The 26,226-nt window shown below is 69.8% G+C and carries 24 protein-coding genes; 16 read left to right on the top strand and 8 right to left on the bottom strand.

Annotated elements, in window-relative coordinates; all coding sequences use genetic code 11:
* Positions 1–27 precede the first annotated feature (27 nt).
* The 4 genes from plsX to msrA form a co-directional block, all read right to left on the bottom strand.
* Positions 28–1,161, bottom strand: a complete 1,134-nt coding sequence (gene plsX, locus WFI16_RS06360) for a phosphate acyltransferase PlsX (RefSeq protein WP_419896943.1) — start codon at positions 1,159–1,161, stop codon at positions 28–30.
* 29 nt (positions 1,162–1,190) lie between these two features.
* Positions 1,191–1,394, bottom strand: a complete 204-nt coding sequence (gene rpmF / locus WFI16_RS06355) for a 50S ribosomal protein L32 (RefSeq protein WP_076956175.1) — start codon at positions 1,392–1,394, stop codon at positions 1,191–1,193.
* Between the two features lie 165 nt (positions 1,395–1,559).
* Complete coding sequence (locus WFI16_RS06350; RefSeq protein WP_419896942.1) at positions 1,560–2,300, bottom strand: GntR family transcriptional regulator; 741 nt, start codon at positions 2,298–2,300, stop codon at positions 1,560–1,562.
* 442 nt (positions 2,301–2,742) lie between these two features.
* A complete protein-coding gene (msrA, locus tag WFI16_RS06345) occupies positions 2,743–3,300 on the bottom strand; it encodes a peptide-methionine (S)-S-oxide reductase MsrA (protein WP_419896941.1) in 558 nt (185 codons plus the stop codon).
* A gap of 106 nt (positions 3,301–3,406) precedes the next feature.
* Between msrA and WFI16_RS06340 the strand changes: the two genes are divergently transcribed.
* Together WFI16_RS06340 and WFI16_RS06335 are read left to right on the top strand one after the other, a co-directional pair.
* Positions 3,407–4,495, top strand: a complete 1,089-nt coding sequence (locus WFI16_RS06340) for a serine hydrolase domain-containing protein (protein ID WP_419896940.1) — start codon at positions 3,407–3,409, stop codon at positions 4,493–4,495.
* A 103-nt stretch (positions 4,496–4,598) separates the two neighbouring features.
* Complete coding sequence (locus WFI16_RS06335; protein ID WP_419896939.1) at positions 4,599–5,678, top strand: dipeptidase; 1,080 nt, start codon at positions 4,599–4,601, stop codon at positions 5,676–5,678.
* Positions 5,679–6,080: 402 nt separating this feature from the next.
* Here the strand turns inward: WFI16_RS06335 and WFI16_RS06330 are convergent, their stop codons facing one another.
* On the bottom strand, positions 6,081–6,476 hold the full coding sequence (locus WFI16_RS06330; protein ID WP_419896938.1) for a VOC family protein: 396 nt from the start codon (positions 6,474–6,476) through the stop codon (positions 6,081–6,083).
* 347 nt (positions 6,477–6,823) lie between these two features.
* Between WFI16_RS06330 and WFI16_RS06325 the strand changes: the two genes are divergently transcribed.
* Positions 6,824–7,575, top strand: a protein-coding gene (locus tag WFI16_RS06325; RefSeq protein WP_419896937.1) for an IS5 family transposase whose coding sequence is annotated in 2 segments (ribosomal slippage) — positions 6,824–7,154 and positions 7,154–7,575 — 753 coding nt in all. Because the reading frame shifts where the segments join, the coding sequence is not laid out codon by codon here.
* A gap of 13 nt (positions 7,576–7,588) precedes the next feature.
* On the opposite strand, the gene WFI16_RS06320 is transcribed toward WFI16_RS06325, so the two are convergent.
* Together WFI16_RS06320 and WFI16_RS06315 are read right to left on the bottom strand one after the other, a co-directional pair.
* On the bottom strand, positions 7,589–8,398 hold the full coding sequence (locus WFI16_RS06320; RefSeq protein WP_419896936.1) for a GNAT family N-acetyltransferase: 810 nt from the start codon (positions 8,396–8,398) through the stop codon (positions 7,589–7,591).
* Positions 8,395–9,777 (bottom strand): formimidoylglutamate deiminase, encoded by a 1,383-nt coding sequence (locus tag WFI16_RS06315; protein WP_419896935.1) that lies wholly within the window; start codon positions 9,775–9,777, stop codon positions 8,395–8,397. Before WFI16_RS06315 ends, WFI16_RS06320 begins: the two co-directional genes overlap by 4 nt.
* Positions 9,778–9,855: 78 nt before the next feature.
* Between WFI16_RS06315 and hutC the strand changes: the two genes are divergently transcribed.
* The 13 genes from hutC (at position 9,856) to WFI16_RS06250 (ending at position 24,158) form a co-directional block, all read left to right on the top strand.
* Positions 9,856–10,590, top strand: coding sequence for a histidine utilization repressor (gene hutC / locus WFI16_RS06310; protein ID WP_419896934.1), 735 nt, complete (start codon positions 9,856–9,858; stop codon positions 10,588–10,590).
* A gap of 27 nt (positions 10,591–10,617) precedes the next feature.
* Positions 10,618–12,297: a urocanate hydratase gene (hutU, locus tag WFI16_RS06305; protein WP_419896933.1), complete on the top strand. Its 1,680-nt coding sequence runs from the start codon at positions 10,618–10,620 to the stop codon at positions 12,295–12,297.
* A complete protein-coding gene (gene hutH, locus WFI16_RS06300) occupies positions 12,294–13,793 on the top strand; it encodes a histidine ammonia-lyase (RefSeq protein ID WP_419896932.1) in 1,500 nt (499 codons plus the stop codon). Before hutU ends, hutH begins: the two co-directional genes overlap by 4 nt.
* Complete coding sequence (gene hutI / locus WFI16_RS06295; protein WP_419896931.1) at positions 13,790–14,983, top strand: imidazolonepropionase; 1,194 nt, start codon at positions 13,790–13,792, stop codon at positions 14,981–14,983. The genes hutH and hutI overlap by 4 nt, the downstream gene beginning before the upstream one ends.
* A gap of 532 nt (positions 14,984–15,515) precedes the next feature.
* A complete protein-coding gene (gene pdhA / locus WFI16_RS06290) occupies positions 15,516–16,463 on the top strand; it encodes a pyruvate dehydrogenase (acetyl-transferring) E1 component subunit alpha (protein ID WP_419897155.1) in 948 nt (315 codons plus the stop codon).
* A gap of 2 nt (positions 16,464–16,465) precedes the next feature.
* Entirely contained in the window at positions 16,466–17,845 is a 1,380-nt protein-coding gene (locus WFI16_RS06285; RefSeq protein ID WP_419896930.1) for a pyruvate dehydrogenase complex E1 component subunit beta, read from the top strand.
* A 15-nt stretch (positions 17,846–17,860) separates the two neighbouring features.
* Positions 17,861–19,180 carry a pyruvate dehydrogenase complex dihydrolipoamide acetyltransferase gene (locus tag WFI16_RS06280; protein ID WP_419896929.1) on the top strand — a complete coding sequence of 440 codons (1,320 nt, stop codon included), beginning with the start codon at positions 17,861–17,863 and terminating at the stop codon, positions 19,178–19,180.
* Complete coding sequence (locus tag WFI16_RS06275) at positions 19,180–19,659, top strand: GNAT family N-acetyltransferase (protein ID WP_419896928.1); 480 nt, start codon at positions 19,180–19,182, stop codon at positions 19,657–19,659. The genes WFI16_RS06280 and WFI16_RS06275 overlap by 1 nt, the downstream gene beginning before the upstream one ends.
* A 74-nt stretch (positions 19,660–19,733) precedes the next feature.
* Entirely contained in the window at positions 19,734–21,131 is a 1,398-nt protein-coding gene (gene lpdA / locus WFI16_RS06270) for a dihydrolipoyl dehydrogenase (protein ID WP_419896927.1), read from the top strand.
* Between the two features lie 98 nt (positions 21,132–21,229).
* Positions 21,230–22,288 carry a lipoyl synthase gene (lipA, locus tag WFI16_RS06265; protein WP_419896926.1) on the top strand — a complete coding sequence of 353 codons (1,059 nt, stop codon included), beginning with the start codon at positions 21,230–21,232 and terminating at the stop codon, positions 22,286–22,288.
* Positions 22,288–22,755: a type II toxin-antitoxin system RatA family toxin gene (locus tag WFI16_RS06260; RefSeq protein ID WP_419896925.1), complete on the top strand. Its 468-nt coding sequence runs from the start codon at positions 22,288–22,290 to the stop codon at positions 22,753–22,755. Before lipA ends, WFI16_RS06260 begins: the two co-directional genes overlap by 1 nt.
* A gap of 141 nt (positions 22,756–22,896) precedes the next feature.
* The gene (locus WFI16_RS06255) at positions 22,897–23,076 is read left to right on the top strand and encodes a hypothetical protein (protein ID WP_419896924.1); all 180 of its coding nucleotides are present in this window, start codon (positions 22,897–22,899) and stop codon (positions 23,074–23,076) included.
* 17 nt (positions 23,077–23,093) lie between these two features.
* Entirely contained in the window at positions 23,094–24,158 is a 1,065-nt protein-coding gene (locus tag WFI16_RS06250; protein WP_419896923.1) for a threonine aldolase family protein, read from the top strand.
* 42 nt (positions 24,159–24,200) lie between these two features.
* On the opposite strand, the gene WFI16_RS06245 is transcribed toward WFI16_RS06250, so the two are convergent.
* On the bottom strand, positions 24,201–26,147 hold the full coding sequence (locus WFI16_RS06245; RefSeq protein WP_419896922.1) for a M10 family metallopeptidase: 1,947 nt from the start codon (positions 26,145–26,147) through the stop codon (positions 24,201–24,203).
* Positions 26,148–26,226 lie beyond the last annotated feature (79 nt).

Below are 26,226 nucleotides of genomic sequence, written 5' to 3'. Positions count from 1 at the left end.
GCTGTCCAGTGCGCCAGCCTCGAAGGGTTAGGGGGTCGCCCCCGTCTCCGCCACGCCGAGCCCGGCGGGCGCGGCCTCGGCCGCCTTGCCGCGCGGCGGCAGCGTGGCCAGCCCCTCGCGGATGCGGTCGGTGAAGCGGTGCGTCACCATGTCCATGGCCACGTCGACCGCATGGGCAAAGCCCAGCGCGTCTGTGCCGCCATGGCTCTTCACCACGACGCCGTTCAGCCCGATCAGCACGGCGCCGTTGTAGCGGCGCGGGTCCATCCATTCGCGCAGCCGGTCGAGCGCCGGGCGGGCGAGCAGATAGCCGAGCTTGGCGGCGAGCGAGGAGGTGAAGACCTGCTTCAGCAGGCTGCCGACCAGCTTGAAGGCGCCCTCGCCGGTCTTCAGCGCGACATTGCCGGTGAAGCCGTCGGTCACCACCACGTCGACGGTGCCGGCGGTGATGTCATGGCCCTCGACGAAGCCATGGAAATTCGGCGCCAGGATGGAGTCGCGCAGCATCTCGGCCGCCAGGCGGACGCGGTCGTCGCCCTTCAGCTCCTCGCTGCCGACATTCAGCAGCCCGATCTTCGGCGCGGTCAGGCCGAGCACGGCGCGGGCGAAGGCATCGCCCATCACCGCGAATTCGAGCAGGTTGCGCGCGTCGCAGACGATATTGGCGCCGAGGTCGAGCAGCACCACGTCGCCGCGCGCCGAGGGACCGATGGCGGCCAGCGCCGGCCGGTCGATCTCGGGCAGGGTCTTCACGACGATCTTGCCGAGCGCCATCAGCGCGCCGGTATTGCCGGCCGAGACCACGCCCGACGCCTCGCCGCCGGCCACCGCGTCGATGGCGACCCGCATCGAGGACTGGCGGACGCGCAGCGCGGCCGTCGGCTTCATGTCGCCGGGAATCGAGGCCGGCGCGTGCCGGATCGTGCAGGCCTTGGCGGCGCGCGGCCGCTTGGCCAGCAGCGGCTGCAGCCGCGCCTCGTCACCGACCAGCAGGAAGCGGGCCTGGGGATGCCGCTCGGCGGCGATCTCCAGACCGTCCAGCACCGAATCCGGCGCGTGGTCTCCGCCCATGGCGTCGATCGCCAGGGAGAAGCCAGCAGCCGGCGCCGGGGCATGGGGCGCCGAGGCGGCGGCCGCCGAGGTCAGCGTGACCTGGGACATTCCTGATTCCGCCTGGCGCGTCTGGCCGCTCAGGTGCGGACCGCAGCCTTCAGGGGCTTGCCGGCGGCCACGACCTCACGACCGTCATAATGGCCGCAGGAGGCGCAGATGTGGTGCGGGCGCTTCAGCTCACCACAGTTGCTGCACTCCAGATGGGCCTGGGTGGACAGGGCCTCGTGGCTGCGGCGCATCCCGCGGCGGGAGGGCGAAACCTTCTTCTTCGGAACGGCCATGGCGCCGGGCCTCTCTTCTCAACGTGCTGTGCTAGTCAGCGGTAAATGCAAGGAAGGCGGCGCCATTACCACCCCACCCCCCGGCGTGCAAGCTTTTGGCGCGCGGCCGGACGGCACCGCGCCAGGGGCAAGCCCGGGGATCAGGGGGGAAAAGACGCCGCCGGCTCAGTCCAGTCGGACGGCGTAGCGGTGGCTGGCGGTGTCGATCATCGACAGCCGCACCTCCACCGGTCGGTCGGCGACATCGTAGGCGGTGCGCTGAACCATCAGCATCGGCGTGCCCGGCGGACGGTCCAGCGCGGCCGCCGTCTCGGCATCCGCGCCACAGGCGGCGAGCTCCTCCTCGGCGCGGGCAATGGTCACCCCATGGGCGCGCTGGAAATGCACATAGAGCTCGCTGGTCAGCTCGCCGAGCGGCAGGGAGAATCCGGGGAAGGAGGCGGCGCGCAGCACGCAGCGCTCGAAGATTCGCGGGCTGCCGTCGAGCAGGCGAATCCGCCGCAGCCGCACCACCGGGTCGCCGGCCGGCAGCTGCAGCGCGGCCGATTCCCAGTCATCCGCCTCGCCCGGGCTGCAGGAGGTGACCAGGATGCGCGACACCACCGCCCGGCCGCTGAGGTCGCGGACGCGGAAGAAGGTGAAGCGCGCGGTCTCGCTGGTGTGCTTGGCCACCGTGGTGCCGCGCCCCTGGCGGCGGTCGATCAAATGGCGCCGCTCCAGCCCGGCCAGCGCCTTGCGGACCGTCCCTTGCGAGACGCCGAGCTCGGCCGCGAGGTCCGGCTCGGCCGGCAGCAGGTGCCCCGGCGGCCATTCGCCGCCGACGATCCGGCCAATCAGGATGTCTTCCACCTGACGGTAGAGCGGTCGGGCGTCCAGCCGTTGCGGCGGGGCATCGGTGATGGGCATGGGCTGCGGCGGCCCTCCTGGAGACGGGGAAGAGATCGGTTGAATGCTGCGTTGCGTAAAGGCTGTGTTCACGATCTGCGTGGCGGGATCAAGGCAGCCGTAAAGATAGACTTGTGTCTTATACAAGACCTGCTAGTCTTGGGCTCTCGGGATTGCTCTGCAGGCCGAGTTTGGGGAGGAACGATCCCGCAAAGGGACGGAAAGCGTGATGACGGCGCCCGGCAATGCCAGGGCGCCGTCCGCGATTCTGGGGCCGGGAGATCCAGCTCTCCCTGCCCCGATGCTCAATGCATCGCCTGCCGCTGATGTTGCATCGCATCAAAACAAAATGGAACATTCCTGTTCCGGCATGAGCGGGAATTCATCTTCCGCTCAGCGATGCGGGGGATGCACCCTCCCCCGCCCGCCCGCCCGCCCTCGCCGGCCGCCCCGCCCCCCCTGGTCAGGCCGCCGCGCTCTTCAGCCGCGCCGCGAATTTCTGCCGGAACTTGGCGACCTTGGGCGCCACCACGACGCGGCAATAGCCGGCCCAGGGGTTGCGGGCGAAATAATCCTGGTGCTCTGTCTCGGCCGGCCAGAAGCGCGCCTCGGGCGCCAGCTCGGTGACGATCGGGTCGGACCAGATGCCCTCGGCGTCGATCTCGGCAACGACCTGCCGGGCCGTTTCAGCCTGCGAGTCGGAGGTGGAGAAGATCACGCTGCGGTATTGCGGGCCGATATCGGCGCCCTGGCGGTCCTTGGTGGTCGGGTCGTGCAGGGTGAAGAAGACCCGCAGCAGATCGGCATAGGAGATCACGCCCGGGTCGAAGACGACGCGCACCACCTCGGCATGGCCGGTCTTCTTGCCGCAGACCGCCTCGTAGCTCGGATTCTCGACATGGCCGCCGGCATAGCCGGATTCGACCTCCAGCACGCCGTTCAGCTGGCGATAGGCGGCGTCCAGGCACCAGAAGCAGCCACCGCCCAGCAGGGCGGTCTCGCGGGCTTGGGTCTCGGCCATGGCAGGGTTCCTTTCTCTGCAGGCGCCAGAGATGGGGTGCCGGGGCCGCTCTGCCCATCCCCGCCGGCTTGCGCCCCGCCCCTGCTTCCGGCGAGGCTCGCGCCCCATGCAGAACGACACCCCCTTCCCGCCGCAAGATCCCGGCGAGGCCGGCTTCGATGCCGCCGCCCTCACCGCCGCCATCGCCTTCGCCGAGGCGCATGACAGCCCCTTCCCGCGCGATATCCTGAAGCATCTGGAGGCCGGCTATTTCGAGCCCGCCCCGGACAACGAGGTGCTGGGCCGCACCGCGCCGCGCGGCAATCCGAACGGGCTGATCCTGCGCCGCGGCCGGCAGGTGGCGTCCTGGGGCAATCCCCGCCAGGCCGACATGACCTTCAGCGTCGCCAAGAGCTACCTGTCGCTGCTGGCCGGCATCGCGCTGGGCGACGGGCTGATCGAAAGCCTGGAGTCGCGCATCAGCGACAGCGTGACGCACGAGGCCTTCCACAGCCTCCAGAACCGCCCGATCACCTGGCGGATGATCCTGGAGCAGACCAGCGAGTGGGAAGGCACGCTGTTTGGCAAGGCCGACCGGATCGACCGCGGCCGCGACCTGAAGCGCGAGGGCGCCGGGCCCAAGGGCATCGACCGCCCGCTGCAGACCCCGGGGACCTACTGGGAATACAATGACGTCCGGGTGAACGCCCTGGCGCTGGCCCTGCTGGAGCGCTTCCGCCGCCCGCTGCCCGAGGTCTTCCACGAGCGCATCACCGGCCCGATCGGCAGCAGCGCCGATTTCTCCTGGGAAGGCTACCGCACCAGCTTCGTCGAGATCGACGGCACGAAGATCCAGTCGGTCTCCGGCGGCGGCCATTGGGGCGGCGGCGTCATCACCCATGCCGAGGACCAGGCCCGCATCGGCCAGCTGATGCTGCAGGACGGCGTCTGGGCCGGCCGCCGCCTGCTGCCCGAGGGCTGGGTCGCGGCCTCGACCACGCCGACGGCGCTCAACAAGGATTATGGCCTGCTCTGGTGGCTGAACGGCAATGGCCGCTACCCGGGCGCCAGCCGCGAGAGCTTCCTGGCCCAGGGCGCCGGCGGCAACTACATCTGGATCGACCCGGCGCATGAGCTGGTCGCGACCTTCCGCTGGCTCGACCCGGCGGCGATGCCGGAGATGCTGCGCCTGGTGACCGCCAGCCTGAAGGACTGACGCCGCGGCCCGTGCCAGGGCATGCCTGCCCTGGTACGGCTTCCGGTTGACGGGGCGCGCGGCCGGGCGGAGCCTGGGGCTCCACCGCCGCCGGGATGCCCTGATGACCGACCGCCCCACCGCCCCCGCCATCCCCGCAGCCGCCGGCGGCACCCCTTCCGCCGAGGCGCTGGCGATCCATGCGGCGACGCTGACCCTCGACACCCATGTCGACATCCCCTGGCCGGCGACGCCCGATCCGCGCGACGCCACCGGCCGTTGCGTCGACTATCCGAAGATGGCCGCCGGCGGGCTGCGCGCGGTGGTCTTCGCCGCCTACCTGCCGCAGGGCCCGCGCACGCCGGAAGGCCATGCCGCCGCCGCCGCCCGCTGCGAGGCCATGCTGCGCGCGATCCGCGCGACCGCCGCCGGCGGCGACCGCCGCATCGTCACCCGCGCCGCCGAGCTGGAAGCGCTGCGCGGCCGCCCCGGCACCGGCGTGCTGCTGGCGGTGGAGAATGCCTATGGCCTCGGCGACGACCTGTCCGGCCTGGCGCTGTGGCGGGGGCTCGGCGCCTGCTACGTCACGCTGACCCATAACGGGCACAATCTTCTGGCCGATTCCGCCATTCCCCGCCCCGACCTCGGCGACGGGCCCGTGCTGCATGGCGGCCTGTCGGGCTTCGGCCGCGAGGCCATCGCCGAGATGAACGCGCTCGGCCTGCTGGTCGATGTCTCGCATGCCTCGAAGGCCAGCATGATGCAGGCGGTGGAGTTGTCGCGCGCCCCGGTGGTCGCCACCCATACCTGCGTCCGCGCGCTGCGCGACCATCCGCGCAACATCGACGACGCGCAGATGGACGCGCTGCGCGCCAGCGGCGGGCTGATGCAGATCACCGCCGTCCCCGGCTTCCTGCGCGGGCCGGATGCCACGGGGCGCATCCGCGCCAGCGTCGCCGACATCGCCGACCATGTGGATTACGCCGTGCAGCGGATCGGCATCGCCCATGTCGGCCTGTCGTCGGATTTCGACGGCGGCGGCGGCGTGGAAGGCTGGATGAGCGCCGCCGACAGCGCCACCCTGACCGCCGAGCTGCTGGCGCGCGGCTATGATGCCGAGGCGCTGGACCTGCTCTGGTCGGGCAATTTCCTCCGCGTCATGCGGGCGGCGGAGGCGGTATCCGCCGCGCCGCCGCAGGGATGACCGCCTAGGGTGTGTGGGGATTCAGCCCATGGCGGGCTGCGAACGGCCGCTTTTCGCTCTTCCGGTTCACGCACCAAAAGTACGCTGCGCTCTGGGCCCCGAAAATCAGCCATTCTCGCGCCACCCTGGCCTGAATCCCCACACACCCTAGCTTGCCGCCGTCAGATTTGGCGCGTCTGCGCGAAATAGCCATCATCTGCGGCGGGTAATCGGGGAGGCAGTTTGCGATCAGCACCAATCGTTCACGATTGCCAGATCGAACGTCTGGATGCGTCTGAGCCGGCCATGCCACCTTGCCGAAAAGCCGATGGCGGCGTTTCGCGCGCGGGCCGGGACAGGGCTGCCCGGCCCTGCGGAGCGCCTAATCGCTCGTTGGACCGGCGCAGATACGGATGCGAAACGTTATCCGGGGATGTGAATCCCGCAAAGCTTGTTGCCGTCTGGATCGCGCACATACGCCAGGTGGATAGTCCCCATCGCGGACGCTCGCGGACCAGGGGCATCTTCGATTGACGTTCCGCCGTTGGCCACCGCGACGTCATGAAATTGTTGCACTTGCTCGGGCGAATTGCACGAGAATGCGACGGTGGCCCCGTTCGCGACGGTGGCGGGCTCATCGTTGATCGGCTGGGTGACGATGAAGTTGGTTCCACCCTGGTTCGGGTAGAAAAGGCGCGTATGTCCGCTTCCCGCGATGTTGATCATCGGCTCTGGCACCCCGAGAACACCCAAAACCGCGTTGTAGAACCGCCGCGAGCGCTCAATGTCGTTGGAGCCTACCATTGTGTGGAACAGCAATTTCTCTCTCCGCATAGCTGATAGGAGGCTTGTGAAGGCGATGCGGGATCGGAGCAAGCGGCGAGTGCGCTGTCAGACGATTTACTAAGCCGAGCCGGTCGCGCTCGGCGGCCAGCGGGGGAATTTCAGGATATCAGATATTTAGCGAAATTTGCTGCTATTCGAAACGTTACGTCGCAACGGTAGAAAAGCATCGATCGTTCATGCCAGCATGCAATATTCATTGGTCACATTTCGCAATATCATGCGGGAGGCAGCGCGGTTGCAGCTGCCATGTGCGCCGGTGTGACTAGGGCCTGTGGGGATTCAGGATTCCTAAGACGGTGGAGATATGATTCACACGTCGGATGGATCGCTTCGTACTGACTGATGCCCAATGGGCAAAGATCGAGCCGCATTGTCTGGGCAAGCTGACGGACCCTGGGCGCAGTGGAAAGAACAACCGGCTTTTCATGGAAGCGGTGCTGTGGATTGTCAGGACGGGCAGTCCCTGGCGTGATCTACCTTCAACGTTTGGCAACTGGAGCACCGCATTCCGGCGCTTTCGCGACTGGCGTGAAGCCGATGTTTTCAAGCGGATTTTCGATGCGTTATCGGAAGAGACGGACATGGAATACGCCATGGTCGATGCTACTATCGTCAAGGTCCACCGGCACGGCCAAGGCGCAAAAGGGGGACTCAGAGCCAGGCCATTGGCCGTTCCAAGGGCGGTATGACGACCAAGATTTTGGCGCTAACAGACGCCTTGGGCAACCTTGTTCGCTTTGAGCTGTTGCCGGGCCATCGGTTCGACACCATCGGCGTTGCACCGTTGATTAGAGGCATCCAATTCGGCGCCTTACTCGGCAATAAAGCTTTCGATTCCAATTGGATCGTCGAGGAATTGAATCAGCGCGGCGCGCAAGTGATCATCTCACAGCGCCCCGCGCGCGCCCAGAAACTCAAGATCGACGCCAAGATGTATGAATGGCGCCACCTGATCGAAAACTACTTCTGCAAACTCAAAGAGTTCAAGCGCATCGCAATGCGCGCTTGCAAAACAGACCAGAGCTTCTCGGCCATGATCTATCTCGCCGCTGCCGTCATCAACTCACGCTGAATCCCCACAGGCCCTAGCCCAGCTCCAGGCTGGCCAGGCCGTAGCAGGCAGCCAGGTCGAGCTTCGGGATGGCGCCGGTATACATCCGCGCCGCCTCGAAAGTCTCGGCCAGGCCGGCCTCGCGCGCCAGGGCCAGGCCGGCGGCATTGGGCTCGGGCACGTCGAGCACCACCGGGCCCGTCACGCCCCCGGTCAGCGCGTTGAACAGGGCCCGCGCCGCGCCCTCGTCGCGCGCCATCAGCGGGCCGATCTTGTGGCCGTCGCGGGCGGGGCGGATGACGCCGACGCCGCGGCCCGGGACGGCCAGCGCCCGGTGCCCCGGCGCCGCCAGCCAGGCGCGGTGGAAGTCCTCGCGCGGCACGGGGGCGACATCCAACGCCAGGGCATCCGCCAGCAGGGCCGGCCGGATCTCGCCCTCGGCGCCGGCCAGCGGATACGCGAGCCCGGCATGGCGCAGGTTGCGCCAGGCGGGCGCGAAGCCGGAACGGGCATAATTCGCCTGCTGCGCCATCACCCCGTCCAGCGCCACGTTGCGGCCCGCCAGCCGCGCCATCGCCGCCCGCCACAGGGCGATGCCGTAACCCTTCCCGCGATGCTCGGGCCGGACGATGTAGAAGCCGATGAAGCCATGGCTCGCGCCCTGGCGGACGGCCGAGATGCAGGCCACCGGCGCGCCGTCCAGGAAGCCGAGCAGGAAGCCTTCGGGATCGACGGCATGGAAGGCGGCGGCATCGGCCAGGCCGGGGTTCCAGCCCTCGGCCGCGGCCCAGTCGACCAGGACCAGCATGTCTTCCAATCGGGCGGGGCGAATCTCGAGGGTCACGCGGCCAGTCTCCGGAGGGCGGCGCGGAACTCTGCCGCGATCGCGTCGCGCTGGATATGCCGTCCGTCGCGCACCACCACCGCGCCGCCGGCCACCACCTGGGTCACCGGATTGCCCTGGCCGCCGAAGACCCAGGCATCGAGCAGCGCATCCCCCTCCCGCCCGTAGAGCGAAGGGTGCTCGGGGTCGAGGCAGACCAGGTCGCAGCGCTGGCCCGGGGCGATGCCGGCGATCGGGCGGCCGCTGGCCTGGGCGCCCGCCGTGACCGCCGCCTCGACCAGGTTGCGGCCGGGATGCGGGTGGGCGGCATCGGTCGCCACCGAGCGCTGCTGCTGCACCAGGCGCTGGCTGGTCTCCAGCTGGCGCATCTCGTCGCGCGGCGAGGTGCCGACATGGCTGTCGGTGCCGAAGCCGAAGCGCCCGCCCGCTTCCCGGAAGGTCGGCAGCGAGAAGAAGCCATCCCCCAGGGAAGCCTCGGTCGAGGGGCAGAGGCCCGCCACCGCGCCGCTTGCCGCAAGCCCCCGCGTCTCGGCCTCGGTCATGTGGGTGCAGTGGATCAGGCACCAGCGTTCATCGACCGGCAGGTTGGCCAGCAGCCATTCGACCGGGCGGGCGCCGGTGGCGGCCAGGCATTCGGCCACCTCGCGCTGCTGCTCGGCAGCGTGGATGTGGATCGGGCCCTGGAAGCTTTTCGCCACCTCCGCCAGCATGGCGGGCGTCACCGCACGCAGCGAATGCGGGGCCAGCGCCAGGCCGGCCTGGGGATTGCCCGCCACCGCCGCGCGCACCCCTTCGACGATGCGCCAGAAGCCATGTAGGTCGTTGAGAAAGCGCCGCTGCCCCGGCACCGGGTCGCGGCCGAAGATGCCGCCATGCCGGTAGAGGCTGGGCGCCATGGTGATGCCGATGCCGGCCCGCTTCGCCGCCGCCAGGTGGCGCAGCGCCATCTCTTCCGGCTGGGCATAGGGCGTGCCGTCGGCCTGGTGGTGCAGGTAGTGGAACTCGGTGATGCTGGAGAAGCCCCATTCCAGGCATTCGGCATAAAGCTGCGCCGCCACCGCCTCGGCATCCTCGGGCGCGAAGCGGCCGACGAAGCGGTACATGGTGTGGCGCCAGGTCCAGAAGCTGTCGGTGCCACCCTCGGCGTCGCGCGCCTCGGGGGGCGAGCGGCGCTCGGTCAGCCCGGCCATGGCGCGCTGGAAGGCATGCGAATGCAGGTTGGGGATGCCGGGGATGACGACGCCCGGCAGGCGCTCGGCGCCCGCGGGGCTGCCGCCGGGGATCACTGAAAGAATACCCCCTGCCCCATCGGTCTCGATCCGGACGTCGCGCGCCCAGCCTTCGGGCAGCAGGGCAGCGGCAGCGAAGAAGGCGGTCATCGGGCGGCGCTCCGGAGGCGGTGACAGGCGCATCGCATCGCGGTTGACGAAACTTGTCAAGACAACCATGCTCAACCCATGTCCGATGCGCCCCTGCTCCTGCCGACGCCCAGCCCGGCGACCCCCCGCTACCAGCAGATCAAGGCGCTGATCCTGTCGCGCGTCGCCAGCGGCGAATGGCCCGCCGAAGAGCGGCTCCCGTCTGAGAATGAGTTGGTGAAAATGACCGGGGTCTCCCGCGTCACGGTCAACCGGGCGCTGCGCGAGCTGGCCGATGCCGGGCTGCTGACCCGGGTGCAGGGGGTGGGCACCTTCGTCGCCGGCGCCAAGCCGCAATCCAGCCTGCTGGAGCTGCGCGACATCGCCGAGGAGATGGCCGAGCGCGGCAGCCGCCATGCCGCCCGCGTGCTCGCCCAGCAGCGGCTGCGCGCCGATCCCGCGCTGGCCGCCGCCTTCGGCCTGCCGCCCGGCGCCGAGCTGTTCCATGCCCGGCTGGTGCATCTGGAGAACGACCTGCCGGTCCAGCTGGAGGAGCGCTGGGTCAACCCGGTGATCGCCCCCCGCTTCCTGGAACAGGATTTCTCGCGGATCACGCCTTACCGCTTCCTGACTTCCTGCGCCCCTGCCGAACGGGTGGAGCATGTGGTGGAAGCGGGCCGCGCCGACCCGGCCACGGCGGCCGCGCTGGCCATGCCGCCGGAAGAGCCCTGCCTCGTCATCCATCGCCGCACCTGGTCCTGGCGGGTGGTCGCCACCCGCGCCCTTCTGACCCATCCCGGCACGCGCTACCGCCTCGGCAGCGCCCTCGACTGACTGCTGACCCGTTCATAGGGAAAAGACATGTCGCAGACCCGTTTCCGCAACGCCCCCGCGATCCGCAGCCCGCGCGGGCCCGAGCTCACCGCCCGCCATTGGACCACCGAGGCGGCGATGCGGATGCTGATGAACAACCTCGACGACGAGGTCGCCGAGAAGCCCGGCGAACTGGTGGTCTATGGCGGCATCGGCCGCGCCGCGCGCGACTGGGCCAGCTATGAGCGCATCCTGGACGTGCTGAAGCGGCTGGAGCAGGACCAGACCCTGCTGGTGCAGTCGGGCAAGCCGGTCGGCGTCTTCCAGACCCATGCCGACGCGCCGCGCGTGCTGCTGGCCAATTCCAACCTGGTCCCCGCCTGGGCCAATTGGGAACACTTCTCCAGGCTCGATCGTGCGGGCCTGATGATGTACGGCCAGATGACCGCCGGGTCCTGGATCTATATCGGCAGCCAGGGGATCGTGCAGGGCACCTACGAGACCTTCGCCGAGGCCGGCCGCCAGCATTTCGGCGGCGAGCTGGGCGGGCGCTGGATCCTGACGGCGGGGCTGGGCGGCATGGGCGGCGCGCAGCCGCTGGCCGGCGTCTTCGCCGGGGCGGCGGTGCTGGCGGTCGAATGCCAGCCCAGCCGCATCGAGAAGCGGCTGGAGACGGGCTATCTCGACCTCCGGGCGGAGACGCTCGACGAGGCCCTGGCGATGATCCAGCGCGCCTGCGCCGAGAAGAAAGCCATCAGCATCGGCCTGCTCGGCAACGCCGCAGAAATCTTCCCCGAGCTGGTGCGGCGCGGCGTGGTGCCCGACATCGTCACCGACCAGACCAGCGCGCATGACCCGGCCAATGGCTACCTCCCCGCCGGCTGGAGCCTCGCCGAATGGGAGGCGAAGCGCGAGAGCGACCCCGCTGGCGTCGCCGCCGCCGCCAAGCGCAGCATGGTCGCCCATGTCCAGGCGATGCTCGACTTCCAGCGCCTGGGCAGCAAGGTGCTCGACTACGGCAACAACATCCGGCAGATGGCCAAGGACGAGGGCCTGGCGAACGCCTTCGACTTCCCGGGCTTCGTCCCCGCCTATATCCGGCCGCTGTTCTGCCGCGGCATCGGCCCCTTCCGCTGGGCGGCGCTGTCCGGCGACCCCGAGGACATCCGCAAGACCGATGCCAAGGTGAAGGAAATCATCCCCGACGATCCGCACCTGCACCGCTGGCTCGACATGGCCGCGGAGCGGATCCAGTTCCAGGGGCTGCCGGCGCGGATCTGCTGGGTCGGGCTCGGGCAGCGGCACCGGCTCGGCCTCGCCTTCAACGAGATGGTGGCACGGGGAGAACTCTCCGCCCCCGTGGTGATCGGACGCGACCACCTGGACAGCGGCTCGGTCGCCTCGCCCAACCGCGAGACCGAGGCGATGCAGGACGGGTCGGATGCCGTCTCCGACTGGCCGTTGCTGAACGCGCTGCTGAACACCGCCTCCGGCGCCACCTGGGTGTCGCTGCACCATGGCGGCGGCGTCGGCATGGGCTATTCGCAGCATGCCGGCATGGTCATCGTCGCCGATGGCACGCCGGACGCGGCGCGGCGGCTGAAGCGCGTGCTGTGGAACGACCCGGCCACCGGCGTCATGCGCCATGCCGATGCCGGCTACCAGATCGCCATCGACTGCGCCCGCGAACAGGGCCTCGACCTGCCCATGATCGGAGCCGCCCGATGATCATGACCCCCGGCTCCGCGACGCTCGACGAACTGCGCACCATCGCCGAGGGCGCGCCCCTCGACCTGCCGGAAGGCTGGCAGGCGCCGGTGCAGGCGGCCGTCGATGCCCTGGCCCGCCGCATCGACAGCGGCGAGGCGCTCTATGGCGTCAACACCGGCTTCGGCAAGCTGGCCAGCCAGCGCATCGGCCGGGACGACCTGGCCCGCCTGCAGGGCAATCTGCTGCGCAGCCATGCCGCCGGCACCGGCCCCTTCCTGCCCGCCCCCGTCGTCCGGCTGATCCTGGCGCTGAAGGCGCTGTCGCTGGCGCGTGGCGCCTCGGCGGTGCGGCCCGTGGTGGTCGAGGCGCTGCTGGCCCTGCTGCGCGCCGATATCCTGCCGGCGATCCCGGCCAAGGGCTCGGTCGGCGCCTCGGGCGACCTGGCGCCACTGGCGCATCTCTCCTTGGTGCTGATCGGCGAGGGCGAGGCCCTGGTCGGCTGCCGCGTCGTCTCCGGCGCCGAGGCCCTGGCCGAGGCGGGCCTCGCGCCGCTGACCCTTGGCCCGAAGGAAGGCCTGGCGCTGCTCAACGGCACCCAGGTCTCGACCGCCCTTGCCCTGGCCGGGCTCTTCGCGGCGCAACGGCTGTGGCGCACCGGGCTGACCGCCGGCGCGCTGAGCACCGATGCGGCCCGCGGCTCCGACACCCCCTTCGACCCGCGCATCCATGCGCTGCGCGGGCAGCTCGGCCAGATCCAGGCGGCGGCGTCCCTGCGCCAGCTGCTGGATGGCAGCGCCATCCGCGAGAGCCACCGCCAGGGCGACACCCGCGTCCAGGACCCCTATTGCCTGCGCTGCCAGCCGCAGGTGATGGGCGCCTGCCTGGACCTGCTGGAGCATGCCGCCACCATCCTGGGGCGCGAGGCCAATGCGGTGACCGACAACCCCCTGGTCACCGCCGAGGGCGAGGTGCTGTCCGGCGGCAATTTCCACGCGGAGCCCGTGGCCTTCGCCGCCGACACCATCGCGCTCGCCCTGGCCGAGATCGGCGCCCTGTCGGAGCGCCGCATCGCCCTGCTGACCGACCCGGTGCTGTCCGGCCTGCCGGCCTTCCTGGTGCGCGAGGGCGGGCTGAATTCCGGTTTCATGATCGCCCAGGTGACTGCCGCGGCCCTGGCCAGCGAGAACAAGTCGCTGGCCCATCCCCGCAGCGTCGACAGCCTGCCGACCAGCGCCAACCAGGAGGACCATGTCAGCATGGCCACCGGCGCCGCGCTGCGCCTGGCCGAGATGGCCGACAATGTCGCCGCCATCCTGGCGATCGAGCTGCTGGAAGGCGCCCAGGGCGTCGAGTTCCACCGGCCGCTGACCTCCTCCACCCCGCTGGAGGCCGCCCTGGCCGCGGTGCGCACGGTGGCGGCGCCCTGGGACGAGGACCGCTTCATGGCCCCCGACATCGCCGCGGTGAAGCGGCTGGTCGAGCACGGCGCCTTCGCCACGGTGCCGGCGCCATGAGCGGCTTCGACCGCGTCTGGCTGAATGCGCATCTCGCCACCATGGACGGCGGCTTGGGCGTCATCGAGGAGGGGGCCGTCGCCGTGAAGGACGGCCGCATTGCCTGGATCGGCCCGCGTGTGGCGCTCCCCACCAGCGACGCGCCGGTGACCGATTGCGCCGGCGCCTGGCTGCTGCCCGGGCTGATCGACTGCCACACCCATCTGGTCTTCGGCGGCAACCGCGCCGGCGAGTTCGAGCAGCGCCTGGCCGGCGCCACCTACGAGCAGATCGCCCGCGCCGGCGGCGGCATTTTTTCGACGGTCCGTGCCACCCGCGCCGCTTCCGAGGAAGAACTCTTCGCCGCCGCCCGCCCCCGGCTGGACGGCCTGCTGGCCGAGGGCGTCACCACGGTCGAAATCAAGTCCGGCTACGGCCTCGACCTGGAGACCGAGCTGAAGATGCTGCGCGTCGCCCGCCGGCTGGGGCGCGAGGCCCCGGTCAGCGTGGCGACCAGCCTGCTGGCCGCCCATGCCATCCCGCCCGGCCATCCGGGCGGCTCGGAGGCCTTCACCGACTGGGTCGTGCAGGAGGCCATCCCGGCCGCCGCCGCCGCCGGCCTGGCCGATGCGGTGGACGCCTTCTGCGAGGGGATCGCCTTCTCCCCCGCCCAGACGACCCGCGTCTTCGAGGCCGCCCGGGCGCATGGCCTGCCCGTCAAGCTGCATGCCGACCAGCTGTCCGATCTCGGCGGCGCGGCCCTGGCGGCGGGGTTTTCCGCCCTGTCCGCCGACCATCTGGAACATGCCAATGCCGCAGGGCTGGCGGCCATGGCGGCGGCCGGGACGGTCGCCGTGCTGCTGCCCGGCGCCACCTATTTCATCCGGGAAGCCCGCCATCCGGATATCGCGGCGATGCGGGCGGCCGGGCTGCGCCTGGCGCTGTCGACCGACATGAACCCGGGCTCCTCGCCGGCGCGGTCGCTGCTGCTGATGCTCAACCTGGGCTGCACCCTGTTCCGCCTGACGGTGGAGGAGGCGCTGCTCGGCGTCACCGCCCATGCCGCGGCAGCGCTGGGCCTGGCGGATCGGGGCCGGCTGGCGGTGGGGCTACGGGCGGATTTCGCCACCTATGCCGTCTCCCGCCCGGCGGAGCTCTGCTACTGGATCGGCGGCAATCCCTGCACCGGGCGGGTCGTCGCCGGCCGCTGAGCCAGCGGGCGGGGCCAGGGGGCGGCGGGGGCCTCAGGCCCTGTCCGGACCGCATGCCCCTGCCCCGTGGCTGCATGGCAGCGAGGGGGCACGGCCGGTTCCTGGCGGAGTCCCGCCGCCCGTCTCAGGAAAAATCGCCGGGGCTCGATTCAGCAGCGCCACGCAGCAAGAATGACGAGCGGGGTGCCCGGCATTTGCATTCCTGTCGCGCGCCCCACCTCGAACGCAAGCTTCCGTCTTTTCTGGGTATGACCGCGCCCGTCCTGTTGCTCGCCCGCCTTTGCCAACAAGTGCTTAACCAGAAACCGGTTAATCACCCTATTGCAGTGCAGCATCAAGGGCTTGGCTATCGCCTGGCGCTTGCAGACGGGCCTTCGGCCACGTATTTCCGGCGGGCGCCTCCGCCAATTCCGAGCGGCGGCGGGCAGAATGGAGCAGCCGGATGGTCCAAGGCGCCGATGCAGGCACCACCAAGCGTCGCGGCAAGGCGAAGGCCCCCCCCGCGAACACCCAGGGGCTGACGCAGGAGCAGATGCTCCAGGCCTACCGCGACATGCTGCTGATCCGGCGCTTCGAGGAGAAGGCCGGCCAGCTCTACGGCATGGGCCTGATCGGCGGCTTCTGCCATTTGTATATCGGCCAGGAAGCGGTCGTGGTCGGCATGCAGATGTGCCTGCAGCCGGGCGACCAGGTCATCACCTCCTACCGTGACCATGGCCACATGCTGGCCACCGGCATGGAGGCGCGCGGCGTCATGGCCGAGCTGACCGGCCGCTCGGGCGGCTACTCCAAGGGCAAGGGCGGGAGCATGCACATGTTCTCGCGCGAGAAGGGCTTCTATGGCGGCCATGGCATCGTCGGCGCCCAGGTCAGCCTGGGCATCGGCCTGGCCTTCGCCAACATGTACCGCGACGACGGCACCGTCTGCCTGACCTATTACGGCGACGGCGCTGCCAACCAGGGCCAGGTCTTCGAGAGCTACAACCTCGCCGCCCTGTTCAAGCTGCCGGTCGTCTTCATCATCGAGAACAACAAGTACGGCATGGGCACCAGCGCCGACCGTGCCTCGGCCTCGAAGAACCGCTCGCAGGACGGCAGCCCCTGGGGCATCCCGGGCGAGCAGGTGGACGGCATGGACGTCGCCGCGGTGAAGGCCGCCGGCGAGCGCGCCGTGGCCCACTGCCGCGCCGGCAAGGGCCCCTACATCCTCGAGATGCAGACCTACCGCTACCGCGGCCACTCCATGTCCGACCCGGCGAAGTACCGCACGCGGGAGGAGGTGCAGAAGATGCGCGAGCAGCATGACTGCATCGAGACCGCCCGCAAGCTGCTGCTGGAAGGCGGCCTGCCCGAGAGCGAGCTGAAGACCGTCGACGACGACGTCAAGGCGATCGTCGCCGACAGTGCCGAATTCGCCCAGACCTCGCCCGAGCCGGATGAGAGCGAGCTGTGGACCGACATCCTGCTGGAGGCCCGCTGATCATGGGTGCCACGATCCTGATGCCCGCCCTCTCCCCCACCATGACCGAGGGGAAGCTGGCGCGCTGGCTGAAGAAGGAAGGCGACGCGGTCAAGGCCGGCGACGTGCTGGCCGAGATCGAGACCGACAAGGCCACCATGGAAGTGGAAGCCGTCGATGAAGGCACCCTGACCAGGATCCTGGTACCGGAAGGCACCGAGGCGGTCGCGGTGAACTCGGCCATCGCCGAGCTCGATGGCGGCGAGGGCGGCGCGGCCGCCAAGCCGGCCGAGAAGCCGGCGGCCGAGGAAGTGCCGGCAGCCAAGGCCGAGACCCCGGGCGCCGCCGCGCCGGTGGGTGGCGCGGTCCATGCCGCGCCGAAGGGCCCGGCCTCCGAGCCCGAGAAGGACTGGGGCCCGACCAAGTCGATCACGGTGCGCGAGGCGCTGCGCGACGCCATGGCCGCCGAGATGCGCCGCGACGACAAGGTCTTTCTCCTGGGCGAGGAGGTCGCCCAGTACCAGGGCGCCTACAAGATCAGCCAGGGCCTGCTGGACGAGTTCGGGGCGAAGCGCGTCATCGACACGCCGATCACCGAGCACGGTTTCACCGGCATGGCGGTGGGCGCGGCGATGTCGGGCCTGCGCCCGATCGTCGAGTTCATGACCTTCAACTTCTCGATGCAGGCGATCGACCAGATCATCAACAGCGCCGCCAAGACGCTGTACATGTCCGGCGGCCAGCTCGGCTGCCCGATCGTCTTCCGCGGCCCGAACGGCGCCGCCGCCCGCGTCGCTGCCCAGCACAGCCAGTGCTACGCCTCCTGGTACGCGCATGTCCCCGGCCTGAAGGTCGTGGCGCCGTGGTCGGCGGCCGATGCCAAGGGCCTGCTGCGCGCCGCCATCCGCGACCCCAACCCGGTGGTCTTCCTGGAGAACGAGATCCTCTACGGGCAGAGCTTCGAATGCCCGACCGATGAGGACTTCATCCTGCCGATCGGCAAGGCGAAGATCGAGCGCCCGGGCAAGGACGTCACCATCGTCGCCTTCTCGATCGAGGTGGGCGTGGCGCTGAAGGCGGCCGAGAAGCTGGCGGAAGAGGGCATCGAGGCCGAGGTGATCAACCTCCGCTCGATCCGGCCGCTGGACATCGACACCATCGTCGCCTCGGTGAAGAAGACCAACCGCCTGGTCACCGTCGAGGAAGGCTGGGCCTTCTCCGGCATCGGTGGCGAGGTCGCCATGCAGGTGATCGAGCACGCCTTCGACCACCTGGACGCGCCGCCGGCCCGTGTCGCCGGCCTCGACGTGCCCATGCCTTATGCGGCCAATCTCGAGAAGCTGGCGCTGCCGACCGTCGAGCACGTGGTCGAGGCCGCCAAGTCCGTCACCTACAAGAAGTAAGAGGAAGCGGGAACGATGGCCACCAACATCCTGATGCCCGCCCTCTCTCCGACCATGACGGAGGGGACGCTCGCCCGCTGGCTGAAGAAGGAGGGCGACACGGTCAAGTCCGGCGACGTCCTTGCCGAGATCGAGACCGACAAGGCGACCATGGAGTTCGAGGCCGTGGACGAGGGCGTCCTCGGCAAGATCCTGGTGGCCGAGGGCACCGAGGGGGTGGCCGTGAACACCCCGATCGGCATCATGGTCGAGGCGGGCGAGGCGGTGCCGGATGGTGCCGCCCCGGCCGCCAAGCCGGCCGCGCAGAAGGCCGAGGCCACCCCGGCCAAGGCTGAGGCGCCCAAAGCCGAAGCCGCGAAGCCAGCCGCGCCGAAGGCCGAGGCCGCCAAGCCTGCGGCCGCCCCGGCCTCGGGCGACCGCGTCTTCGCCTCGCCGCTCGCCCGCCGCATGGCGGAGCAGGCCGGGCTGGACCTCTCCGGCATCGAGGGCTCCGGCCCGAACGGCCGGATCGTCAAGGCCGATGTCGAGGCCGCCGCCGGCAAGCCCAAAGCCGCGCCGAAGGCCGCCGAGGCTGCGGCGCCGGCCGCCGCCCCTGCCCCGGCCGCCGCGCCGAAGGCCCCGGCGCCCGCCATCACTGCGCCGCACACGGCGGTGCCGAACTCCTCCATGCGCAAGGTCATCGCCAAGCGCTTGGCCGAGAGCAAGGCGACGGTGCCGCATTTCTATGTCTCGATGGATATCGAGCTGGATGCGCTGCTGAAGCTGCGCGCCGACCTCAACGGCCGCGCGCCGAAGGACGGGCCGGGCGCCTTCAAGCTCTCGGTCAACGACCTGATCATCAAGGCCGCCGCGCGGGTGCTGCGCCAGTACCCGAACGTCAACGCCAGCTGGACCGATGAAGCCATCATCCAGTACCACGACGTCGACATCTCGGTCGCCGTCTCGATCCCGGACGGGCTGATCACGCCGATCGTCAAGAAGGCCGACCAGAAGGGCCTGGCCGCCATCAGCAACGAGATGAAGGACCTGGCCGCCCGCGCCAAGTCCGGCAAGCTCAAGCTGGAGGAGTTCCAGGGCGGCAGCTTCAGCATCTCCAACATGGGGATGTTCGGGGTCACCAGCTTCTCGGCCATCATCAACCCGCCGCAGGGCGGCATCCTGGCGGTCGGCGCCGGGCAGCAGCGCGCCGTGGTGAAGGATGGGGCGCTGGCGGTGGCCACCGTCATGACCTGCACCCTCTCGGTCGATCACCGCGTCGTCGATGGCGCGCTGGCCGCCGAGTGGATGGCCGCCTTCAAGAAGGTGGTCGAGGATCCGCTGAGCCTGATGCTCTGATGAGCGCGCCCGGCTTCTTCCTGCGCGAGGCGAAGCCGCGGGACGCCGAGGATGTCCTGCGGCTGGTCCGCGCGCTCGGCGAGTACGAGAAGCTGGGCCATGAGGTGGTCGCCAGCGCGCAGGATTATTACGGCGCGCTGGCCACCAAGCGGATCAAGGGCCTGCTGGCCGAGGTCGAGGGCGAGATCGTCGGCCTCGCCCTGTTCTACGAGACGTTTTCGACCTTCGCCGGCAAGGCCGGGCTCTGGGTCGAGGATGTCTTCGTCCAGCCCGAGCACCGTCGCCTGGGCATCGGCCGGGCGCTGTTCCAGGCGCTGGCGCGCAAGGCGCTCGACGAGGGCCATGCCTGGATGGAATGGAACGTGCTCGACTGGAACGAGCCCGCCATCGCCTTCTACCGGCGGATCGGCGCGGTCGGGCGCGTGGAATGGACCGACCAGCGCCTGTCCGGCGACGCCCTGAAGGCCCTGGCCGGCTGACCCCTGCATCCCCTGCCCGCAGGGGATCACCGAGATCATCGCACCGCGCCCCGCGCGGACAGGAGCGCAAGACAATGGCCGAGCAGTTCGACCTGGTGGTGGTGGGCGGTGGCCCGGGCGGCTATGTCGCCGCGATCCGCGCCGCGCAGCTGAAGATGAAGGTCGCCCTCGTCGAGCGCGAGCACCTCGGCGGCATCTGCCTCAACTGGGGCTGCATCCCGACCAAGGCGCTGCTGCGCGCCTCCGAGATCAACCACCTGCTGCACAGCCTGGACCAGTACGGCTTCGCCGCCGACAATGTCCGCTATGACTTCGCCAAGGTGGTCAAGCGCTCCCGCCAGGTCGCCGGCCAGCTCTCGGCCGGCGTCAAGGGCCTGCTGAAGAAGCACAAGGTCACCGTCTTCGACGGCAGCGGCAAGCTGGCCGGCCCGGGCAAGCTGGCGGTGACCGGCAAGGACGGCAAGCCGGTCGCGGAACTCGCCGCCAAGCACATCATCCTGGCCACCGGCGCCCGCGCCCGCGTCATCCCCGGCATCGAGCCGGACGGCAAGCTGATCTGGTCCTACCGCGAGGCGCTGGCCCCCGACATCATGCCGAAGAAGCTGGTGGTCATCGGCTCCGGCGCCATCGGCAGCGAATTCGCCTCCTTCTTCCTCAACATGGGCGCCGAGGTCACGCTGATCGAGGCGATGGACCGCATCCTGCCGGTCGAGGATGCCGAGATCTCGGCCTTCGTCCGCAAGGCCTTCGAGAAGCAGAAGATGAAGGTGCTGACCGGCGCCAAGGTGCAGGGCGTGCGCAAGACCGGCGACGGCATCGCCGTGGTGGTCGAGATCGACGGCAAGGTGCAGGAGATCGTCGCCGACCGGCTGATCTCGGCGGTGGGCATCGTCGGCAATGTCGAGAATCTCGGCCTCGAAGGCACCAAGGTGAAGGTCGAGCGCACCCATATCGTCACCGACGAGTACGGCCGCACCGGCGAGCCGGGCGTCTATGCCATCGGCGACCTGACCGGCGCCCCCTGGCTGGCGCACAAGGCCAGCCATGAGGGCATCGTCGTGGTCGAGGCCATCGCCGGGCAGCACCCGCATCCGATGGATGTCTCGAACATCCCGGGCTGCACCTATTGCCGCCCGCAGGTCGCCTCGGTCGGCCTGACCGAGGCCCGCGCCAAGGAGGCCGGGCACGAGGTCCGCGTCGGCCGCTTCCCCTTCATCGGCAATGGCAAGGCCATCGCCATGGGCGAGCCGGAGGGCTTCGTGAAGACGGTGTTCGACGCCAAGACCGGCGCGCTGCTCGGCGCCCACATGGTCGGGCCGGAAGTCACCGAGATGATCCAGGGCTACACCATCGCCCGCACCCTGGAGACCACCGAGGCCGAGCTGATGCACACCGTCTTCCCGCACCCGACGGTGTCGGAAGCGATGCATGAGAGCGTGCTCGACGCCTATGGCCGGGTGATCCACATCTGACCGGCCGGGGGGCGGCCGGCCCCGCGCCCCCCTCGCCAGGCGGGGGGGCTTCACCATATAGAGGCGAGCGTGTCGGCAACTTCGCCGGAGGAGCAGCCATGGCCACCCGTATTCTGATCGACCACCGGGCAGGCGGCGCCGTCTCGAATGCTCCCCCTGCCGGGGAGGCCCCGGGCCTGGCCACCGCCGGGGAGCGGGCCGCCCGCGCCGCGCTGCGCCACCCCGAGAAGGCGCACCGGCCGGACAATCCGATCAAGCGCAAGCCCGACTGGATCCGCGTCAAGGCGCCGACCCACCCGATCTACCACGAGACGCGCAACCTGATGCGCGACAACAAGCTGGTGACGGTCTGCGAGGAAGCGGCCTGCCCGAATATCGGCGAGTGCTGGTCGCAGCGCCACGCCACCATGATGATCATGGGCGAGATCTGCACCCGCGCCTGCTCCTTCTGCAACATCACCACCGGCCTGCCGCGGGCGCTCGACGCCGATGAGCCGCGCCGCGTCGGCGACGCCGTGGCCAAGCTCGGGCTGCGCCATGTGGTGATCACCTCGGTCGACCGCGACGACCTGAAGGATGGCGGCGCCCGCCACTTCGCCGAGACCATCGCCGCGATCCGCCTGGCGGCGCCGGAGACCACCATCGAGATCCTGACGCCCGACTTCCTGCGCAAGGACGGCGCGCTGGAGATGGTGGTCGCGGCGCGGCCCGACGTCTTCAACCACAATCTGGAGACGGTGCCGAAGCTCTACCCGACCATCCGGCCCGGCGCGCGCTACTTCCACTCGCTGCGCCTGCTCGACCGGGTGAAGGAGCTCGACCCCTCGATCTTCACCAAGTCCGGCGTCATGGTCGGGCTCGGCGAGACGCGGCTGGAGGTGCTGCAGGTGATGGACGACATGCGCAGCGCCGATATCGACTTCCTGACCATCGGCCAGTACCTGCAGCCGACGGTCAAGCACGCCGCGGTCGACCGCTTCGTCGAGCCGGCCGAGTTCGAGGATTACGCCCGCATGGCCCGCGGCAAGGGTTTTCTCCTCGTTTCGGCCACGCCCTTGACCCGGTCGTCCTACCATGCCGACCGCGACTTCGCGCAGCTGCGCGACGCCCGCAACGCCAGGCTGCAGATGTCCCAGCCCCAGATGACCGTGGCCTGATGCCGACCCATGCCGAGAAGCGCGTGCTGCGCTACACGCCGGAGCAGCTCTTCGCGCTCGTCGCCGATGTCCGGCGCTATCCGGAATTCCTGCCCTGGTGCGTCGGCGCCCGGGTGATCACGCAGACTGAGACCGAGCTGACCGCCGACCTGACCATCGGCTTCAAGATGTTCCGCGAGACCTTCCGCTCCCGCGTCATCCTGGACCGGCCGCACGAGGTCCGCGTCAGCTACGAGAACGGCCCCTTCCGCTACCTGAACAACACCTGGAAGTTCCACCCCGTCGAGGCCGGCACCGAGGTCGATTTCTTCGTCGATTTCGAGTTCCGCTCGGCGCTGCTCCAGGCGGTGATCGGCATGGTCTTCAACGAGGCCGTCCGCATGATGGTCCGCGCCTTCGAGCGCCGGGCGATGGCGCTCTACGGCCGCAACACCCGGCCGGCCACGCCGGAACCCGCCAAGGGATAGCGCGGCGGCGGGGGCAATCCCCCGCCGCAGCCGGCCAGGCCGGGCCGGTTTGGCCGGCCGGCCGCCGTTTTGGCCCTTCCGCCGGGCCGGCAGGGGCTGACGCAGGCCGGCGGGGCTGCCAGTCTGTGCCCCGCTATGACTGTGCGAATCATCCTCTTCCTGATCGTTCTCGCGGCCTGGATCTGGCAGGCACGCCTGCCCGCGCCGATCCGGGACCTTCCTCCCGCCGCCCTGCTCGCCCTTGCCCTGCTGCTCGGCCTCTGGGCCGCGTGGCGGGCCTGGCGCAGGCTGCGCGGTGCGATCCGCGACATGAACGACTGAGCCCGAAAGGCCCCGCCATGGTGCATGCCCCTGCCCGCCCGCCCGCCGGTGCGCCGCCCGTCCGCATCAACCTCTATTCCGACACCCAGACCCGCCCGACCGCCGCGATGAAGGCGGCGATGATGGCGGCCGAGGTCGGCGACGAGCAGCATGGCGACGACCCGACCGTGCATGCCCTGAACGACCGCATGGCGGCGCTGCTGGGCAAGCAGGCGGCGATGTTCCTGCCCTCCGGCACCATGTGCAACGTCATCGCCATCCTGACCCATTGCCGCCCGGGCGAGGAGGTGCTGGCGCACGAGACCGCGCATATCCTGTCGAGCGAGGGCGGCACCCATGCGGCGCTGGCCGGGGTGCAGATCAACCCGCTGCGCGGGCCGCGCGGCATGTTCGACGCCGACACGCTGCGCGCCGCCATCCGCGGCGGCGGCCGCTACGCCCCGCCGCAGCGGCTGCTGGAGGTCGAGCAGACCGCCAATATCGGCGGCGGCGCGGTCTGGCCGCAGGCGCAGCTCGACAGCCTGGTCGCCGTGGCGCGCGAACAGGGCTGGTCCACCCATATGGACGGCGCCCGGCTGATGAACGCGGTGGTCGCCAGCGGCATCCCGGCCGCCGAGATGACCGCCGGCTTCGACAGCGTCTGGCTCGACTTCACCAAGGGGCTCGGCGCGCCGCTCGGCGCCGTGCTGGCCGGGTCGGAGGAATTCATCGGCCAGGCCTGGCGCTGGAAGCAGCGGCTGGGCGGCTCGATGCGCCAGGCCGGGATCTGCGCCGCCGCCTGCCTGCATGCGCTCGACCACCATGTCGACCGCCTGGCCGAGGACCACGCCAATGCCAAGGCCCTGGCGCGCGGCCTGCGGCAGATCGACGGCATCGCGGTGGAGGAGCCGGACACCAACCTGGTCTTCTTCGATGTCGCCGGCACCGGCCGCGGCGCCGGCGCCGTGGTCGATGCGCTGCGCCTGGAGGGAATCCAGCTGTCGATGCTGGGCGGCCGCATCCGCGCCTGCCTGCATCTCGACGTGACGGCGGCGATGGTCGAGGAGACGCTGCAGGTGCTGCGCGCCACGCTGGCGCGGTGAGCCCGTGGCGCCGGGCGGCCTTCCCGCCCGGCGCCGGCCGCCTCAAGCGACCATGTCGGCGAAGGCCAGCCGCCCCTCGTCGCGGCCATACTGCATGAAGTGCATCATCGGATCGATCTGCCCGGCCGCGATATCGGCATAGGCGGCGCGGTAGGCATTGCCGTCGAAGGCGTCCGAGGCCTCGCGTCCCTCGCGCCAGCCGTGCTCGTGGTAGTGCTCCAGCGGATCGATGCCGCCCGCCGCGATGTCCGGATTCTCCGCGAGATATTTCTGGACGTCGAAATAGGCATTGGGATTGCGGCCCTCGCGCCAGCCCGCCTCGCGGTAATGCGTCCAGGCATCGATGCCGGCGGTGCGGATATCCGCATTGACCAGCAGATAGTATTCGGCATCGAAGCCGACCGAGGTCAGCGTGCCGACCACCGGCGCGATCAGCCGCCCCTCGGCCTGGCCGAAGGCGAGGTAGTGCTCGAGCGGATCGATGCCGCCCGCAGCGATATCGGCATAGCGCTTCAGGTAATAGGAGGTGTCGAAGCCGGCGGAGGGGTCGCGCCACTCCTTCCAGCCATGCTCGTGGTAGTGCTGCAGCGGATCGATGCCGGCGGCGGCGATGTCGGCGTTCAGCCCGAGATAGCCGTCGGTCGAGAACAGGGCATTCGGATCCCGCCCCTCACGCCAGCCGGTCGCGACATAGTGCAGATCGGCATCCGCCCCGGCGCGCCAGACATCGTGGTTGCGCGTGTAATAGAACAGGTCATCGACCAGGGCATTGCCGTCGCTGCGGATGACGGTGCCGTCGTTGAAGGCGAAGGCATCGATGCGGATGGCCAGGTCGCCGCCCTCGTCCGGCCGCTCGAAGGTGAGAAAGCGGCCCTCGAAGCCATAGGTCACCTCGGTCAGCGCCGCCGAGATCACCGCCGTGTCGAAGCCGCCGCGGCCGTCCAGCGTGTTGACGCCGGCGCCGCCCGACAGCCGGTTGTCGGCGTCGTTGCCGAACAGGCTGTCATTGCCGCTGCCGCCGATCGCATTCTCGATCAGTGAGCGGTCATCGCCCTGGTACTGCAGGGCATTGTAGAGATTGGCCTGGGCCTTGGCGCCGGGGGCCAGCTGGGCGCGCTGCCCCTCGCCCAGCACCGACCAGCCGCCCGGCGCCAGGTCGACCTGCAGGTCCTCGGTATAGGCGGAGAAGTCATAGGTGTCGTTGCCGCCGCCATCCCAGAGGGTGAGCAGCACGACATTCGCCATCGGCGCGCCCTGGCCGACATCGTTGATCGACATCTCGCCGGTCAGCGGATCGAAGCGATAGACCGTGTCGCCGGCATTGGTCTGGAAATTGGCGCCGTAGAGATATTGCAGCGCCGCGATGTCATACATCATCAGCGACTGCGGATAGTGGCCGTTCGTCACCAGCGAGGGACCCTCGACGCTGCCCGCCAGATAGGCGCGGTAGGTCATGATCGAGAATTCCATGCTGTCGCGGTCGGCGGTCATCGGCAGCAGGCTGACGCCATAGACCTCGTCGGGGTCGCCGCCATCATGCCCGTGCTTCAGCCCCAGCGCGTGGCCGATCTCGTGCATCGTGTTGAAATAGGCATAGCTGCCGCGTGGCGCCGTGGTGAACAGGTCGTCGCTGAACCAGATGTCGCCGGCATGGCTGTCAGCGTCGTAGCGCACTACATTGGCATGCGCCGAGACCTCGCTGGTCAGGGTGCCGAAGGTCAGCAGGCTGTCGCTGCCCGGCGCCACCTCGCGAAAGGTCAGCGGCGTCACCGCCTCGTATTGTGACTGCAGGATCAGGCGGATGGCCGAGGCCAGTTGCGGCGTCACCGCGCCGAACTCGGCGAGGTCGATCCCCTGCTCATCCCCGGAATAGCCGCTGGCATCGGTCGGGAAGCTGAAGGTCAGCTCCGTCGCCTTCCACCGCACCCCCCACAGCACCGCGTCGATGTTGCGGTCGCCCGTTCCCGGCACCCGAAACCCCAGGCTCATGGCTTTCCCCCCGTCTCACGTCGTCATGGTCGCGCATCGGGGCCCGCCATGAACCGGACGGCCGGGCAGCGGCCCCGCC

This window comes from Roseomonas sp. USHLN139 (assembly GCF_037145735.1).
Classification (GTDB): Bacteria; Pseudomonadota; Alphaproteobacteria; order Acetobacterales; family Acetobacteraceae; genus Pseudoroseomonas.
This window is presented reverse-complemented; position numbering and strand designations above follow the sequence as displayed.